At 71.9% G+C, this 15,404-nt stretch carries 14 protein-coding genes; 10 read left to right on the top strand and 4 right to left on the bottom strand.

Annotation, left to right across the window (positions count from 1 at the left end):
- The first annotated feature begins 136 nt into the window (after positions 1-136).
- From ccrA to pssA, 7 genes are all read left to right on the top strand, one after another.
- Complete coding sequence (gene ccrA, locus ABZ898_RS26475; RefSeq protein ID WP_361663921.1) at positions 137-1,474, top strand: crotonyl-CoA carboxylase/reductase; 1,338 nt, start codon at positions 137-139, stop codon at positions 1,472-1,474.
- An 18-nt stretch (positions 1,475-1,492) separates the two neighbouring features.
- Positions 1,493-3,520 carry a protein meaA gene (locus ABZ898_RS26480; protein ID WP_361663801.1) on the top strand — a complete coding sequence of 676 codons (2,028 nt, stop codon included), beginning with the start codon at positions 1,493-1,495 and terminating at the stop codon, positions 3,518-3,520.
- Positions 3,517-4,482 (top strand): CoA ester lyase, encoded by a 966-nt coding sequence (locus tag ABZ898_RS26485; RefSeq protein ID WP_361663804.1) that lies wholly within the window; start codon positions 3,517-3,519, stop codon positions 4,480-4,482. Before ABZ898_RS26480 ends, ABZ898_RS26485 begins: the two co-directional genes overlap by 4 nt.
- 2 nt (positions 4,483-4,484) lie before the next feature.
- On the top strand, positions 4,485-4,997 hold the full coding sequence (locus ABZ898_RS26490; protein WP_361663924.1) for a MaoC family dehydratase: 513 nt from the start codon (positions 4,485-4,487) through the stop codon (positions 4,995-4,997).
- Complete coding sequence (locus tag ABZ898_RS26495) at positions 4,998-6,203, top strand: acyl-CoA dehydrogenase family protein (RefSeq protein WP_361663807.1); 1,206 nt, start codon at positions 4,998-5,000, stop codon at positions 6,201-6,203. It begins immediately after the preceding gene.
- A 170-nt stretch (positions 6,204-6,373) separates the two neighbouring features.
- Positions 6,374-7,033, top strand: a complete 660-nt coding sequence (locus ABZ898_RS26500; protein ID WP_031183665.1) for a phosphatidylserine decarboxylase — start codon at positions 6,374-6,376, stop codon at positions 7,031-7,033.
- A gap of 22 nt (positions 7,034-7,055) precedes the next feature.
- Positions 7,056-7,874, top strand: a complete 819-nt coding sequence (gene pssA / locus ABZ898_RS26505) for a CDP-diacylglycerol--serine O-phosphatidyltransferase (protein WP_161146182.1) — start codon at positions 7,056-7,058, stop codon at positions 7,872-7,874.
- Between the two features lie 109 nt (positions 7,875-7,983).
- Here the strand turns inward: pssA and ABZ898_RS26510 are convergent, their stop codons facing one another.
- Complete coding sequence (locus ABZ898_RS26510) at positions 7,984-9,111, bottom strand: glycerate kinase (protein WP_361663810.1); 1,128 nt, start codon at positions 9,109-9,111, stop codon at positions 7,984-7,986.
- 93 nt (positions 9,112-9,204) lie between these two features.
- Here ABZ898_RS26510 and ABZ898_RS26515 point away from each other — a divergent pair, with 93 nt between their 5' ends.
- Both ABZ898_RS26515 and ABZ898_RS26520 read left to right on the top strand, forming a co-directional pair.
- The gene (locus ABZ898_RS26515; RefSeq protein ID WP_361663813.1) at positions 9,205-9,699 is read left to right on the top strand and encodes an NUDIX hydrolase; all 495 of its coding nucleotides are present in this window, start codon (positions 9,205-9,207) and stop codon (positions 9,697-9,699) included.
- A 2-nt stretch (positions 9,700-9,701) separates the two neighbouring features.
- Complete coding sequence (locus tag ABZ898_RS26520; protein ID WP_361663815.1) at positions 9,702-10,013, top strand: hypothetical protein; 312 nt, start codon at positions 9,702-9,704, stop codon at positions 10,011-10,013.
- Positions 10,014-10,109: 96 nt separating this feature from the next.
- On the opposite strand, the gene ABZ898_RS26525 is transcribed toward ABZ898_RS26520, so the two are convergent.
- From ABZ898_RS26525 to ABZ898_RS26535, 3 genes are all read right to left on the bottom strand, one after another.
- Positions 10,110-10,619: a methylated-DNA--[protein]-cysteine S-methyltransferase gene (locus ABZ898_RS26525; protein WP_361663818.1), complete on the bottom strand. Its 510-nt coding sequence runs from the start codon at positions 10,617-10,619 to the stop codon at positions 10,110-10,112.
- A gap of 10 nt (positions 10,620-10,629) precedes the next feature.
- Complete coding sequence (locus ABZ898_RS26530) at positions 10,630-12,129, bottom strand: AlkA N-terminal domain-containing protein (RefSeq protein WP_361663821.1); 1,500 nt, start codon at positions 12,127-12,129, stop codon at positions 10,630-10,632.
- 66 nt (positions 12,130-12,195) lie between these two features.
- Positions 12,196-13,065 carry a methylenetetrahydrofolate reductase gene (locus tag ABZ898_RS26535; RefSeq protein WP_361663823.1) on the bottom strand — a complete coding sequence of 290 codons (870 nt, stop codon included), beginning with the start codon at positions 13,063-13,065 and terminating at the stop codon, positions 12,196-12,198.
- Positions 13,066-13,310: 245 nt separating this feature from the next.
- Between ABZ898_RS26535 and ABZ898_RS26540 the strand changes: the two genes are divergently transcribed.
- A complete protein-coding gene (locus tag ABZ898_RS26540; RefSeq protein WP_361663825.1) occupies positions 13,311-15,386 on the top strand; it encodes a hypothetical protein in 2,076 nt (691 codons plus the stop codon).
- The last annotated feature ends 18 nt before the right edge of the window (positions 15,387-15,404 follow it).

Consider the following 15,404-nt stretch of genomic DNA (forward strand, 5'->3'; position numbering starts at 1 on the left):
GCCACAAAGCGCCGCCGAAGCACCAGCCGCCGAACAGACGGCACCACCCCTCGCACCCCAGAGCGCACTTCCCGCACCGACGAAACCCCAGCGCCCCTCCCTCGGGGCGCTCACCGCCGGAGGCAATACCGTGACCGTGAAGGACATCCTCGCCGCGATCCAGTCGCAGGACGCCACGTCCGCCGACTTCGCCGCGATCCCGCTGCCCGAGTCGTACCGCGCGATCACCGTGCACAAGGACGAGACGGAGATGTTCGAGGGTCTCCAGACCCGCGACAAGGACCCCCGCAAGTCCATCCACCTCGACGACGTGCCGCTGCCCGAACTGGGCCCCGGCGAGGCCCTGGTGGCCGTCATGGCCTCCTCGGTGAACTACAACTCGGTGTGGACCTCGATCTTCGAGCCGCTCTCCACCTTCGGGTTCCTGGAGCGCTACGGCCGCACCAACGACCTGGCCAAGCGGCACGACCTGCCGTACCACATCATCGGCTCCGACCTCGCGGGCGTCGTGCTGCGCACCGGCCCCGGCGTCAACGCCTGGAAGCCCGGTGACGAGGTCGTCGCGCACTGCCTCTCCGTCGAGATGGAGTCGAGCGACGGCCACAACGACACGATGCTCGACCCCGAGCAGCGGATCTGGGGCTTCGAGACCAACTTCGGCGGGCTCGCGGAGATAGCGCTCGTCAAGTCCAACCAGCTCATGCCGAAGCCGGACCACCTGAGCTGGGAGGAGGCCGCCGCCCCGGGCCTGGTCAACTCCACCGCCTACCGCCAGCTCGTCTCCAAGAACGGCGCCGGGATGAAGCAGGGCGACAACGTGCTGATCTGGGGCGCGAGCGGCGGACTCGGTTCGTACGCCACCCAGTTCGCGCTGGCCGGCGGCGCCAACCCGATCTGCGTCGTCTCCAGCGACCAGAAGGCGGACATCTGCCGCTCGATGGGCGCCGAGGCGATCATCGACCGCAGCGCCGAGGGCTACCGGTTCTGGAAGGACGAGCAGACCCAGGACCCCAAGGAGTGGAAGCGCTTCGGCAAGCGCATCCGCGAGCTGACCGGCGGCGAGGACATCGACATCGTCTTCGAGCACCCCGGCCGCGAGACCTTCGGCGCGTCCGTCTTCGTCACCCGCAAGGGCGGCACCATCACCACCTGCGCGTCCACCTCGGGCTACATGCACGAGTACGACAACCGCTACCTGTGGATGTCGCTCAAGCGCATCATCGGCTCCCACTTCGCCAACTACCGCGAGGCGTGGGAGGCCAACCGCCTCATCGCCAAGGGCAAGATCCACCCGACCCTGTCGAAGGTGTACTCGCTGGAGGACACCGGCCAGGCCGCGCACGACGTGCACCGCAACGCCCACCAGGGCAAGGTCGGCGTGCTGTGCCTGTCCCCCGAGGAGGGGCTCGGGGTGCGGGACGCGGAGAAGCGCGCCGAGCACATCGACGCGATCAACCGCTTCCGGAACGTCTGAGGGCAGCGGAGGCATCAGATGACACAGCGTCAGAAGGACCGGCCGTGGCTCATGCGCACGTACGCCGGTCACTCCACGGCGGAGGCGTCCAACGAGCTGTACCGGCGCAACCTCGCCAAGGGCCAGACCGGACTGTCGGTGGCGTTCGACCTGCCGACCCAGACCGGCTACGACGCCGACCACATCCTCGCCCGCGGCGAGGTCGGCCGGGTCGGCGTGCCCGTCTCGCATCTGGGTGACATGCGCAGGCTGTTCCAGGACATCCCGCTGGAGCAGATGAACACCTCGATGACGATCAACGCCACCGCCATGTGGCTGCTGGCGCTCTACCAGGTCGTCGCCGAGGAACAGGGCGTCGACATCACCAAGCTGCAGGGCACCACCCAGAACGACATCGTCAAGGAGTACCTCTCGCGCGGGACACACGTCTTCCCGCCGGGTCCCTCGCTCCGGCTGACGACCGACATGATCGCGTACACGGTCTCCCACATCCCCAAGTGGAACCCGATCAACATCTGCAGCTACCACCTCCAGGAGGCCGGCGCCACGCCGGTCCAGGAGATCGCGTACGCCATGTCCACCGCCATCGCGGTGCTGGACGCCGTGCGCGACTCGGGCCAGGTGCCCGAGGAGCGCATGGGCGACGTGGTGGCCCGGATCTCCTTCTTCGTCAACGCGGGCGTCCGCTTCGTCGAGGAGATGTGCAAGATGCGCGCGTTCGGCCGTATCTGGGACCAGGTCACCCGTGAGCGGTACGGCATCGAGAACCCCAAGCAGCGCCGGTTCCGCTACGGCGTCCAGGTCAACTCGCTCGGCCTGACCGAGGCGCAGCCGGAGAACAACGTCCAGCGGATCGTGCTGGAGATGCTGGCCGTGACGCTGTCGAAGGACGCCCGCGCGCGTGCCGTGCAGCTGCCCGCCTGGAACGAGGCGCTCGGCCTGCCCCGCCCCTGGGACCAGCAGTGGTCGCTGCGCATCCAGCAGGTGCTGGCGCACGAGAGCGACCTGCTGGAGTACGAGGACATCTTCGCCGGCAGCCATGTCATCGAGGAGAAGGTGGCCGCCCTGGTCGACGAGTCCTTCGCGGAGATGGCGCGGATCGAGGAGATGGGCGGCGCGATGGCCGCCGTCGAGTCGGGCTACCTCAAGTCCCAGCTCGTCGCCTCGCACGCCGAGCGGCGGGCGCGGATCGAGTCGGGCGACGAGAAGATCATCGGCGTCAACATCTTCGAGACCACCGAGCCCAACCCGCTCACCGCGGACCTGGACACCGCGATCCAGACCGTCGACCCGGCCGTCGAGAACCGGGTGATCGGGGCACTGGGCACCTGGCGGGACACCCGCTACCAGCCGCCCTTCAACCACCCGCGCCCGTGCAAGGCGCTGGAGCGGCTGAAGGAGGCCGCCAAGGGCACCGCCAACCTCATGGAGGCCACCCTGGAGTGCGCCCGCGCCGGGGTCACGACCGGCGAGTGGGCGGGGGCGCTGCGCGAGGTGTTCGGCGAGTTCCGGGCACCGACCGGTGTCTCCTCCGCCCCCGTGGCGGTCCCCGCCGAGGCAGGCTCGGCGATGGCCGGGGTGCGGGCGCGGGTGGACGCCACCGCGCGGGACCTGGGCGTGGGCAAGCTGCGGTTCCTGGTGGGCAAGCCGGGCCTGGACGGGCACTCCAACGGCGCCGAGCAGATCGCCGTGCGCGCCCGTGACGCCGGGTTCGAGGTGGTCTACCAGGGCATCCGGCTGACCCCGGAGCAGATCGTGGACGCCGCCCTCGCCGAGGACGTGCACGCGGTCGGCCTGTCCATCCTGTCCGGCTCGCACGCCCAGTTGGTGCCCGACGTGCTGGAGCGGCTGCGCGAGGCCGGGGCGCACGACATCCCGGTGATCGCGGGCGGCATCATCCCGAACGCGGACGCCGAACTGCTGAGGTCCGCCGGGGTGGCGGCCGTGTTCACCCCGAAGGACTTCGACATCACGGGAATCATCGGCCGTATCGTCGACGAGATCCGTACAGCGAACAAGCTCGACCCCCTGGAGGTCCCCGCATGACGTCCCCCGTCAACCGCCTTCGCCCGCGCCGCTCCTGTCTCGCGGTGCCGGGAAGCAACCCGCGCTTCCTGGAGAAGGCGCAGGGCCTCCCGGCCGACCAGGTCTTCCTGGACCTGGAGGACGCGTGCGCGCCGCTCGCCAAGCCCGAGGCGCGGCACACCATCGTCAAGTTCCTCAACGAGGGTGACTGGACGGGCAAGACGCGGGTCGTGCGGGTCAACGACTGGACGACCGAGTGGACGTACCGCGATGTCGTGACGGTGGTCGAGGGCGCGGGCCCGAACCTCGACTGCATCATGCTGCCGAAGGTGCAGAACGCCCAGCAGATCGTCGCCCTGGACCTGCTGCTGACGCAGATCGAGAAGACGATGGGCTTCGAGGTCGGCCGCATCGGCATCGAGGCGCAGATCGAGAACGCGCAGGGCCTGAACAACGTCAACGAGATCGCGCAGGCGTCCCCGCGCATCGAGACGATCATCTTCGGCCCGGCCGACTTCATGGCCTCCATCAACATGAAGTCGCTGGTCGTGGGCGAGCAGCCGCCCGGCTACCCGGCGGACGCCTACCACTACATCCTGATGAAGATCCTGATGGCCGCCCGCGCCAACGACCTCCAGGCGATCGACGGCCCCTACCTCCAGATCAAGAACGTCGACGGCTTCCGCGAGGTCGCCGGCCGCGCCGCGGCCCTCGGCTTCGACGGCAAGTGGGTGCTGCACCCCGGCCAGGTGGAGGCGGCCAACGAGGTCTTCTCGCCCTCCCAGGAGGACTACGACCACGCCGAGCTGATCCTGGACGCCTACGAGTACTGCACCTCCGAGGCGGGCGGCAAGAAGGGCTCGGCGATGCTCGGCGACGAGATGATCGACGAGGCCAGCCGCAAGATGGCCCTGGTCATCGCGGGCAAGGGCCGCGCGGCCGGCATGCGGCGGACGACCAAGTTCGAGATTCCGGAGGCGTGAGCATGCAGTTCGGGCGTACCTACGAGGAGTTCGAGATCGGGGCCGTCTACAAGCACTGGCCCGGCAAGACGGTCACCGAGTACGACGACCACCTCTTCTGCCTCCTCACCATGAACCACCACCCGCTCCACATGGATGCCAACTACGCCGAGAGCACCACGGACTTCGGCAAGAACGTCGTGGTCGGCAACTACATCTACTCGCTGCTGCTCGGCATGTCGGTGCCGGACGTGTCCGGCAAGGCGATCGCCAACCTGGAGATCGAGTCGCTCAAGCACGTGGCGCCGACCTTCCACGGCGACACGATCTACGGCGAGACGACCGTGCTCGACAAGTGGCCGTCGAAGTCGAAGGACGACCGCGGGATCGTGTACGTGGAGACCAAGGGTTACAAGCAGGACGGCACCCTGGTGTGCGTCTTCCGCCGCAAGGTCATGGTGCCGACCGAGACGTACATCAAGGAGCGCGGCGGCGAACAGCCGGGCCGCCCGGAGCTCAAGGAGCAGGTGAAGTAGATGGCGCGCCTCGCCCGGACCGCCGGTCTGACGGACATCCAGCAGGAGATCCTCTCCACGGTCCGCGACTTCGTGGACAAGGAGATCATCCCGGTCGCCACGGAGCTCGAGCACCGTGACGAGTACCCGCAGCAGATCGTGGACGGGCTCAAGGAGCTCGGCCTCTTCGGTCTGATGATCCCCGAGGAGTACGGGGGTCTGGGCGAGTCGCTGCTCACCTACGCGCTGTGCGTGGAGGAGATCGCCCGCGGCTGGATGTCGGTCTCCGGGATCATCAACACCCACTTCATCGTGGCCTACATGCTCAAGCAGCACGGCACGCAGGAACAGAAGGACCACTTCCTGCCGCGCATGGCGGCGGGCGACATCCGGGGCGCGTTCTCCATGTCGGAGCCGGCGCTCGGCTCGGACGTGTCGGCCATCACGTCCAAGGCGGTGAGGGACGGCGAGGAGTACGTCCTGAACGGCCAGAAGATGTGGCTGACGAACGGCGGCACGTCCTCGCTGGTGGCCGTGCTGGTCCGCAGTGACGAAGGACACCCCGAGGGCACCGCGCCCCACAAGTCCATGACGACCTTCCTGGTGGAGAAGGAGCCCGGCTTCGGCGAGGTCCGCCCCGGTCTCACCATCCCCGGCAAGATCGACAAGATGGGCTACAAGGGCGTCGACACCACCGAGTTGATCATGGACGGCCTGCGGGTGCCCGCGGACCGGGTGCTCGGCGGCGTCACGGGCCGCGGTTTTTACCAAATGATGGACGGAGTCGAGGTCGGCCGGGTCAACGTCGCGGCGCGTGGCTGCGGTGTCGCCCAGCGCGCGTTCGAGCTGGGCGTCCGGTACGCCCAGCAGCGGCACACCTTCGGCAAGCAGATCGCCCAGCACCAGGCCATCCAGTTCAAGCTGGCCGAGATGGCGACCAAGGTCGAGGCCGCGCATGCGATGATGGTGAACGCCGCGCGCAAAAAGGACTCCGGGGAGCGAAACGACCTGGAGGCCGGCATGGCCAAGTACCTCGCCTCCGAGTACTGCAAGGAGGTCGTCGAGGACGCCTTCCGCATCCACGGCGGCTACGGCTTCTCCAAGGAGTACGAGATCGAGCGCCTGTACCGCGAGGCGCCGATGCTGCTGATCGGTGAGGGTACCGCCGAGATCCAGAAAATGATCATCGGCCGCCGACTGCTCGAAGAGTATCGATTCCAGGGCTGATTGTCCGGGGACGGGGTGTTTTCTCCGAGAAGAAGATCACACACCGTCGACACTCTCCGGCCGCCGACTCGGCTTCCTGGCTTGCCCAGTTGCGCCCCGCGCCCGGTACGATCCCCGGAAAGCCGCCGTCCCCCGTCATAGCGCGGCATCATCCGCTACGAAGGTCATCCATGCCCCACAGCCAAACCTCTGCACCCAGCGACAGCCGAGCCGGCGGCGTACGCCTCGCGCGCGGAGCATCGCCGTGGCTCCTCCCGACCGTCGCCACCGCGGCCCTCAGCCTGGCGCGAGCCCGCCGCTCGGGCGTCGCCAAGGCCGTCGCCGTGCCCGCCACCGCTCTCGCGGCGGGCATGCTGTGGTTCTTCCGCGACCCGGAGCGCGAGATCACCGAGGGTCGCGTCATCTCGCCCGCCGACGGTGTGGTGCAGAGCATCATGCCCTGGAAGGACGGCCGCACCCGCGTAGCCATCTTCATGAGCCCGCTCAACGTCCACGTCAACCGGGCGCCCCTCGCGGGCACGGTGACGTCGGTCGAGCACATCCCCGGCGGCTTTGTTCCGGCTTTCAACAAGGAGAGCGAGAACAACGAGCGCGTAGTCTGGCATTTCGACACCGAACTCGGCGACATCGAAATGATCCAGATCGCGGGCGCGGTGGCCCGCCGCATCGTGCCCTACATCCCTGAGGGCACGAAGGTCGAGCAGGGCGACCGCATCGGTCTGATCCGCTTCGGCTCGCGTGTCGACCTGTACCTGCCCGAGGGCGTGGAGGTCGACGTCGAGGTCGGGCAGAAGACCGTGGCTGGGGTGACTCGCATTGACCGTGATTGATCCAGAGACACAGGCGGGCTGGGTGCCCGAGGCAGATGAGGCCGGCGACGAGGAGGAGATGCCCCTCTCTATGCGCCTGTCGATAGCGGACACCCTCACGCTCGGCAACGCTACCTGCGGCTTCATGGCGGTGTACTTCACCACCACCGGCATCCTCATCCCGCACCTCACCGGCAGCCAGGAATCCGGCATGGCCCGCCACAGCGCGGCCACTGCGGTCATCCTGATGCTCTGCGCGGCGGTCTTCGACCTGTTCGACGGGCTGGTGGCGCGCAAGCTGCGCTCCTCCCCGATGGGCGCGGAGCTGGACAACCTCTCCGACCTGATCAGCTTCGGCCTGGCCCCGGCGTACTTCGTCCTCGTCTACGGCATGGTCGCGGACGACGCGCACCAGCGGGTGGCCGCGCTGGGCGCGATCGTGGTGCTGCTGGCCGTGGTGCTGAGGCTCGCGCGGTTCTCCTGCGTGACGGTGAGGGACGGCATGTTCCAGGGCATGCCCTCGCCGTTCGGCGCGCTGACGGTCGTCTCCATCGTGCTGCTGGAGCTGCCCTTCCCGGCCACGCTCATGGCCATCCTGGGCACCGCCTGGCTGATGGTGAGCCGGGTCGAGTACCCGAAGCCGCGCGGCCGCCTCGCCGGCGCCATGCTCGGCTGGATCGTCCTCTCCATGGGTCTGCTGGCCGCCTGGGCCTTCGAGGCCCCGGGCGGACAGCTCCTCCTCCAGACGGGCTGCGCGCTGCAGCTCGTGATGGGCGCGGTGATCCCGCTGTTCGCCACGGCCCGCCGGGTGAACAACTTCCGCGACAACCGCCGCGAGGCGCGGGCGGCGCAGCTGCCGTAGCGCGCGAACGTTCGGCTTCGGGGCCCTGGACCTTTACGGTCCGGGGCCCCTTCGCTGTGCCCGGGCCCCTTCGCCGTGCCCGGCGGCAGGGGCTCGGCCGGGTTTCGGGTCAGGTGCCGCTCAGGTGCCGCTCCGCGATGCGGGACGCGAGCCGCTCCAGCAGGGGGCCCGCCTGGGCGATGCAGGCGGCGGGGTCGGGGTTCAGATCGGTCAGGGGGTAGGCCGTGGTGATGCCGGCCCGGTGGAGGGCCTCGGGGGGCAGGGCGAGGCGGCCGCACACCGCGACGACCTCCTTGCCCGCGGCGCGGGCCGCCGCGGCCACCCCGGCCGGGGCCTTGCCGCGCAGGGTCTGCTCGTCCAGGGCGCCCTCGCCCGTGACGACCAGATCGGCGCGGGCCAGGGCCTCGGCGAAGCCCAGCACGTCGAGCATGACCTCGATCCCGGGCCGGAACCGGGCGCCGAGCAGGAGGGCCGCGTACCCGACACCGCCCGCCGCGCCCGCGCCGGGCCGGTCGGCGAAGCCGGGCGGCAGGACGGCCGCGAGGCGGGCCAGCGCGGTGTCCAGCAGGGCCACGTCGGCCGGTGAGGCGCCCTTCTGCGGGCCGTAGACGGCGGCGGCGCCGTGCGGGCCGGTGAGGGGGTTGTCCACGTCTCCGGCGAGGATCAGCTCGACCGTGGCCAGGCGGGGGTCGAGCCCGCTCAGGTCGGCCTCGGCGAGGTCGGCGAGTCCGTCGCCGCCCGGCCCGACCGGCTCACCCCGCTCGTCGAGGAAGCGCGCCCCGAGCGCCGTGAGCATCCCGGCCCCGCCGTCCGTGGTGGCGCTGCCGCCGACGCCGAGGACGATGCGCCGGGCGCCCGCGTCCAGCGCGGCCCGCAGCAGCTCGCCGGTGCCGTGGGTGGAGGCGGTGAGCGGGGCGAGTGTCCCGGCGGGGAGCCGGCTCAGTCCGCTCGCCTCGGCCATCTCCACGACCGCCGTGTCCCCGCGTACCGCGATGGCGGCGGTCACCGTGTGCCCGAGCGGCCCGGCGACCTTCGCCTCGCGGCGGTCGAACCCGGCGGCGAGGGCCGCGGCCACCGTGCCGTCCCCGCCGTCGGCCACCGGCAGCGTCTCGACCTCGACGCCCGGTACGGCCCCGCGCAGCCCGGCCGCCACATGCGCGGCGACCTCGGCGGCCGTCAGCGATCCCTTGAACTTGTCCGGGGCGACGAGCACCCCGCGAACCACACCGTCGACCACTTGGCGTCCCCTCCGCTCGTCCCCCGCCCTTCCGGGCGGCGCGGCTGTCCACCCTAGGGGGTCATGATCGACAGCCCTGGCTACCCTGCCTGGATGACCACCTCTGACGACTTCGCCACCTACATCGCGGGGCTGCCCCGGGTCCTGTCCGCCGCCGCGACCCTGTTCCGGGACGCGGAGGGACGGGTCCTGCTGGTCGAGCCGAACTACCGGCCGGGCTGGGGTCTGCCGGGCGGCACGATCGAGTCCGACGACGGTGAGACCCCGCGGCTCGGCGCGCGCCGCGAGACGCTGGAGGAGATCGGCCTGGACCGCGCGCCGGGCCGTCTGCTGGCCGTGGACTGGGTCCCGGTCCCCGGCCACATCCCGATGGTCGCCTACCTCTACGACGGCGGTGTCCTCACCGAGGCCGACCTGAAGGCGATCCGCCTCCAGGAGGAGGAACTCCTCTCCTGGCGCCTGGTCCCCCGCACCGACCTCCCCGACTTCCTCCCGCCGCCCCTGGGCCGCCGGGTCCTCGCCGCCCTCGACGCCCTGGCGGACGGCGACGGCCCGGCGGAACTGGAGAACGGGCACCGGGCGGTCTGACGATGTCTGGTCCCTCCCCCGTGGACGACGACCGCCACTGGCTCGCCGCGGTGTTCGCCGTGCCGGTCACGCTGCTGACCCTCGTCTCCGCCTGCTTCTGCTGGTTCGCGCTGACGATCCGGCCGTCCGGGGCGTGGGACGACGACGCGTACGCGGGGATCGTGCTGGCGTGTGTGATGAGCCTCGGGGCGGCGGGAGCGGCGGTAGTGATGTGGCTGGTGCCGTCGGTACGAAGGGTGTTGGGGTGGGGGTGGGTGGTGCCGCCCCTGGTGCTGGGGGTGATCGCGGGGGTGCGGTGGGCGTCGGGCGGGTGAGCGACGCTCCCCGGCTGGGGCGCCGCTCTCTGCCGGGCAGTGCGGCACCAGCGCAGGGCCGACGCTCACGAGGTCGCTCCGGGTGCTGGCCGACGGCTAGAACAGCACCCCCGCCTCCGCCCGCTCCGAGCCGCGTTCGAAGGCCAGCAGGCGGCGCTTGCGGTCCAGGCCGCCGCCGTAGCCGGTGAGGCTGCCGTCGGAGCCGACGACGCGGTGGCAGGGGACGATGATGCCGACCGGGTTGCGGCCGTTGGCGAGGCCGACCGCGCGGGAGGCGCCCGGGGTGCCGAGGGCGAGGGCGAGTTGGCCGTAGCTCCGGGTCTCCCCGTAGGGGATCTCGGTGAGCCGGTCCCAGACCCGGCGCTGGAACGGGGTGCCGTGCAGGCCGAGCCGGACGGTGAACCGCCGTGTCTCACCGGCGAAGTAGGCCGTCAGCTGCTCCTGGGTCTCGCCGAAGACGCGCAGGGTGTCGTCGCGCGGGCCGAAGGTCTCCTCGGCCGGGCGGTGGCGCTGGTCGGTCATGTACAGGCCGCACAGGGCGCCGTCGGCGTCCGCGACGAGGGTCAGCGGCCCGTAGGGGCTGTCGGTCACGGTGTGGTGTCGCACGGGAAGTCCTTCAGGCCGGGAGGAAGTTGATCGGGTGGCTGTCGGTCGCCCACAGGTACTGCACGGCGTAGGCCCGCCAGGGGCGCCAGGTCTCGGCGCGGGCGGTGAGCGCGGCCGGGGTGGCGGGCAGGCCCAGGGTCTCGGCGGCGCGCCGGACGCCGAGGTCGGTGGGCAGGAAGGCGTCGGGGTCGCCGAGGGCGCGCATGGCGATGACGTCGGCGGTCCAGGGGCCGAAGCCGGGCAGTTCCAGCAGGCGGGCGCGGGCCTCGGCCCGGTCGGCCTCGACGCCGAGGTTCAGGCTGCCGTCGGCGAGCGCGCCGACGAGGGTGGTCAGCGTGGCCCGGCGGCTGCGCGGCATGGCGAGGGTCTCGGGGTCGACGGCGGCCAGGGCGTCGGGGTCGGGGAAGAGGTGGGTGAGGCCGCCCTCGGGGTCGTCCAGCGGCTTGCCGTGCGCGGTGACGAGCCGGGCGGCGTGCGTGCGGGCGGCCGCCGTGGACACCTGCTGGCCGAGCACCGCGCGGACGGCGAACTCCGCCTCGTCGACCGTACGGGGCACCCGGCGCCCCGGCCCGGAGTCGACCAGCGGGGCGAGCACCGGGTCGGCGCGCAGCCGCTCGTCCACGGCGACCGGGTCGGCGTCGAGGTCGAGCAGTCTGCGGCAGCGGCTGATGGCCACGGTGAGGTCGCGCAGGTCGCTCAGGGAGATCCGGCAGGCGATGTGGCCGGCCTCGGGGGTGAGGGCCACGATGCCGTGTCCGTACGGCAGCCGCAGCGTGCGCCGGTACGCGCCGTCGCGCCACTCCTCCACACCGGGTACGGCGGTGGCGGCGAGGTGTCCGAACAGGTTGCTGGGGTTCAACGGTGCCCGGAACGGCAGCCGGAGCGTGAGGGTGCCCGCCGTTCTGTCCGCCCGGGCGTGGGGTGCGCGGGCGCGCAGGTCGGTCGGGGCGAGGGCGAAGACCTCGCGGACGGTGTCGTTGAAGGTGCGGATGGAGGAGAAACCGGCGGCGAAGGCGATCTCCGCCATGGGCAGCGCGGTGGTCTCGATGAGCAGCCGCGCGGTCTGGGCGCGCTGGGCGCGGGCCAGGGAGAGCGGGCCGGCGCCGAGTTCGGCCAGGAGCTGGCGCTCGATCTGGCGGGCGGAGTAGCCGAGCCGGGCGGCGAGTCCGGGCACGCCCTCGCGGTCCACGACCCCGTCCGCGATGAGCCGCATGGCGCGGGCCACCAGGTCGGCGCGGTGGTTCCACTCCGGGGAGCCGGGGGTGGCGTCGGGGCGGCAGCGCTTACAGGCGCGGAACCCGGCGCGCTGGCAGGCGGCGGCGCTCGGGTAGAAGGTCATGTTCTCGGCCTTGGGCGGTACGACCGGGCAGCTCGGGCGGCAGTAGATGCGGGTGGTGAGCACGGCGGTGAAGAACCAGCCGTCGAACCGGGCGTCCTTGGACTGGACGGCGTGCACGCAGTGCTCCCGGTCGAAGGGGGCCGGGGTGCTGGTGGTGGTCGCTTTCCGCATGCCTTAAGCATCGGGCAGGACGGCACCGGAGGCTGGCGAGATTCCGACATGGACGTCGGACAGGCCCTAGCCCCGTTCCTGGCGGTACCGGGTGATCCACTCGGCCGTCGGGCGGAGCCCGCCGAAGGTGTAGAAGTGCAGCTTGACCGTGCCGTGGCGGGCCGGGTCGTAGCCGGCGGCCAGGTCGTCCAGGAAGCGGTCCGGGCCCGCCGTGCCCATGAGGCTGGTCAGCGAGAGGCCGTACTTGCGGGCGACGCTCGTCCCGGTGCCGACGCCGAACCGGGTCGCGTACCCGAGCAGCCGCCGTACCCCCGCCGGGCCGGGCACGCCGACGCGGACCGGGAGGTGCACCCCGCGCCCGCGCAGGGCCCCCAGCCAGGTGAGGACCGCGTCGGCGTCGAAGCCGAACTGGGTGATGACGTCGCCCGAGAGCCCCGCCGCCTCGAGCGCGGCCGCCTTGGCGGTGAGCGCGGACCACAGCGTGTCGTCGCCGATCGCCGGGTGCCCCTCCGGGTAGCCGCAGATGCCGACGTGGCGTACGCCGTACCGCTGGAGCAGCCCGCCGCGGATGACGGAGAGCGCGTCCTCGTACGGGCCCTCGGGCCGGGCGGGGTCGCCGCCGACCACGAAGACGGCCCCGGCGGTGCCGTCCTCGGCGAGTGCGGCGAGGAATCGTTCCAGCTCCGTGGCGGACGGCAGCCGACGTGCCGACAGGTGGGGCACGGGGACGAAGCCGCTCTCCCGCACCGCCCGCGCGGCCGCCCGGCGCGTCCCGGCGTCCTCGCCCGCGAGATAGGTGACGTTGATCCGGGTGCCGGGCGCGATGCCCCCGCGCGCCTCCTCCAGCCGCGGCACGTCCTTCCCGGTCATCTCCAGGGAGCAGTCGTCGAGCAACGCCCCGCCGGCCCGGCCGGACACACCGAGAACCCTCTCCATCACCCTGCGCGACCCTTTCTCCGCCGGAACCCCGGCCGATGATGCCACGAGCGCGGAGCGGGCCGGACGGCCGGTCCCGCCGCCCCCGGGAGGCGGGGGATTCGGAAGCTCGGGCGATGGACCGGGGTGACGTGACCGGGGGTGGGCCCGGTCGTTGGCTGTTCGTGGGGCCGGGGCGGGCGCCGGGTGGCCGGGTTCGTCGCGGCGCCGCGTGTCCCGTCGTACGAACAGCAGGAGCTCCCACCGTGCCCCTTGCCGGTCTCCTCCCCGCCATCCGGACCCGCCTGCCCGCGCTGTGCGCGATATCCACGCTGCTCGCGCTGTTCGCCGCCCAGCTCGCGGGCGCGCTGCTGCCCCACGCCCCGTTGCTCGCGGTCTCCGGCGCGGCCGGACTCGCGCTCGACGTCCGCCTCACGCACCGGCACGCGGCCCTGCTGGCACCGCTCGCCAGAGTCCGACTGGACGTGACGGTCCGGCAGTTGCTGCGCGACATGCTGCTCATGGTCGCGGTGCTGCGGCTGGACGAGATCGACCCGGAGCGCGAGATGCCGCCGCTGCTCGGCGCGTTGAGCGTGTTCTACGTCCTGCACTTCGCCTGCCAGGCGGTCTCCCTGCTGGTGCGCCGGGACCGGACCCTGCCGGTGGTGACCCGCAACATCGACATCTCCGCCCTCCATCCCACCGTCGCCCCGCCGCGCGTTCTGGCCCGCCAGGCAGGCCACCGTCTGCTGGCGTTCTCCGCCCCGGCCACGGCCGGGCTCCTGGTCACCGCGCTCACCGGGCAGGCCCGTTGGGGCGCGGTCGGGTTCGCCGCCTCCCTGACCCTGATGGGCAGCGGCGTCGCGCGTCTGGCCTCCTGGCTGCTGCCGGGCAAGCGCGCCGCGAGCGACGCGCGGGTGATGGAGTGGCTGGCGGACTGGCTGGCGGAGTACCGGCCCACCGTGGCGATGTACTTCTCCGGCGGCGCCTCCTCCGCCTACCAGGCCAACATGTGGCTCTCCACGCTCTCCGGGCTGGAGCGCCCGCTGATCGTGCTGCGCGAGCGGTTCATGGTGCAGAGGATCGACGCGACCGACGTGCCCGTCCTGTGCCTCCCCAAGGTCGCCACACTGTTCGCGCTGGAGGACTCGACGCTGAAGGCGATGCTGCACCCGGCCAACTCCGGCAAGACGTCCCAGGTGTTGCGCATCCCCGCCATCAAGCACGCCTTCGTCAACCACGGCGAGAGCGACAAGCTCTCCTCCTGCAACCCCTACGCGAAGGCGTACGACGAGGTGTGGGTGGCCGGTCCGGCGGCACGGGAGCGGTACGCGCTCGCCGACGTCGGTGTCGAGGACAGGGACGTCGTGGAGGTCGGGCGCCCCCAACTCGCCGCCGTCCGGCCGCGTTCGGGGCCGCACGCGAGCATGCGCACCACCGTGCTGTACGCCCCCACCTGGGAGGGCTGGGACGGCAGTCCGGGCAACACCTCGGTGGTCCTCGCGGGCGAGGCCCTCGTACGGCGGCTGCTGGCCGACCCGCGGGTGCGCCTGCTGTACAAGCCGCACCCGATGACCGGCTCGGTGGACCCGCGCGCGGGCGCGGCCGACCGGCGCATCAGGGCGATGGTGCAGGCGGCCCGGGCGGGACGCCCCGGCGTACGGCCCTGCCCCGAGGCCGAGGCGGAACTCGCCCGCTGCGGCGTTGAGTTGGACCGGCTCACCTCGACGGCGTTCCGTGGCGCGGCGGACGAACTGGAGCGGATGATGCTCCAGGGCACCCCCGACGGCGACCGCGAGTACCGGATCGCGCGGGCCACGGCCGCGTGGGAGAAGGCGTACTGGGCGTCCCACCCCGAGTGGGAGCACCTGGTCGTGACCGGCCCCCGCCCCGCGCTCTCCACCTGCTTCAACGCGGCCGACCTGCTGATCAGCGATGTGTCCAGCGTGGTCTCGGACTGGCTGAGCAGCGAGAAGCCGTACGCCGTGACCAACACCTCGGGCCTGTCCGAGGACGACTTCCGGGCCGCCTTCCCCACGGTGTCGGCCGGCACCGTGCTCACCCCGGACGCGGCGGGCGTGCCGGAGCTGCTGGAGTCGGTGCGCGATCCCCGCCGGGACCGGTACGCGGCCGACCGCGCCCGGCTCAAGGAGCACCTGCTCGGCCCGGCCGACCCGCCCTCGACCGAGCGGTTCGCCTCGGCCGTACGGGAGTTGTGCGCGAGGGCCGACGAGCGGCGCGCCCGCGTGAACGTGCGCCAGGTCCCGGCGATCCCGGCCCCGCGCACGGCGCCGGACGACGCCTCGACCGGGCGGGGGCGGCCCGGCCGGGCCACGGCGTAAGACGCGGGCCCGGCAGGG

Source organism: Streptomyces sp. NPDC046860 (assembly GCF_040645115.1).
Classification (GTDB): domain Bacteria; phylum Actinomycetota; class Actinomycetes; order Streptomycetales; family Streptomycetaceae; genus Streptomyces.

What these genes read in the sequence shown, in the direction of transcription:
- ABZ898_RS26500 (WP_031183665.1), top strand. Translation starts at nt 6,374, where the DNA reads ATGCCCCACAGCCAAACCTCTGCACCCAGCGACAGCCGAGCCGGCGGC.
- ABZ898_RS26485 (WP_361663804.1), top strand. Translation starts at nt 3,517, where the DNA reads ATGACGTCCCCCGTCAACCGCCTTCGCCCGCGCCGCTCCTGTCTCGCG.
- ABZ898_RS26520 (WP_361663815.1), top strand. Translation starts at nt 9,702, where the DNA reads ATGTCTGGTCCCTCCCCCGTGGACGACGACCGCCACTGGCTCGCCGCG.
- ABZ898_RS26535 (WP_361663823.1), bottom strand. Translation starts at nt 13,065, where the DNA reads ATGGAGAGGGTTCTCGGTGTGTCCGGCCGGGCCGGCGGGGCGTTGCTC.
- ABZ898_RS26495 (WP_361663807.1), top strand. Translation starts at nt 4,998, where the DNA reads ATGGCGCGCCTCGCCCGGACCGCCGGTCTGACGGACATCCAGCAGGAG.
- ABZ898_RS26480 (WP_361663801.1), top strand. Translation starts at nt 1,493, where the DNA reads ATGACACAGCGTCAGAAGGACCGGCCGTGGCTCATGCGCACGTACGCC.
- ABZ898_RS26530 (WP_361663821.1), bottom strand. Translation starts at nt 12,129, where the DNA reads ATGCGGAAAGCGACCACCACCAGCACCCCGGCCCCCTTCGACCGGGAG.
- ABZ898_RS26515 (WP_361663813.1), top strand. Translation starts at nt 9,205, where the DNA reads ATGACCACCTCTGACGACTTCGCCACCTACATCGCGGGGCTGCCCCGG.
- ABZ898_RS26490 (WP_361663924.1), top strand. Translation starts at nt 4,485, where the DNA reads ATGCAGTTCGGGCGTACCTACGAGGAGTTCGAGATCGGGGCCGTCTAC.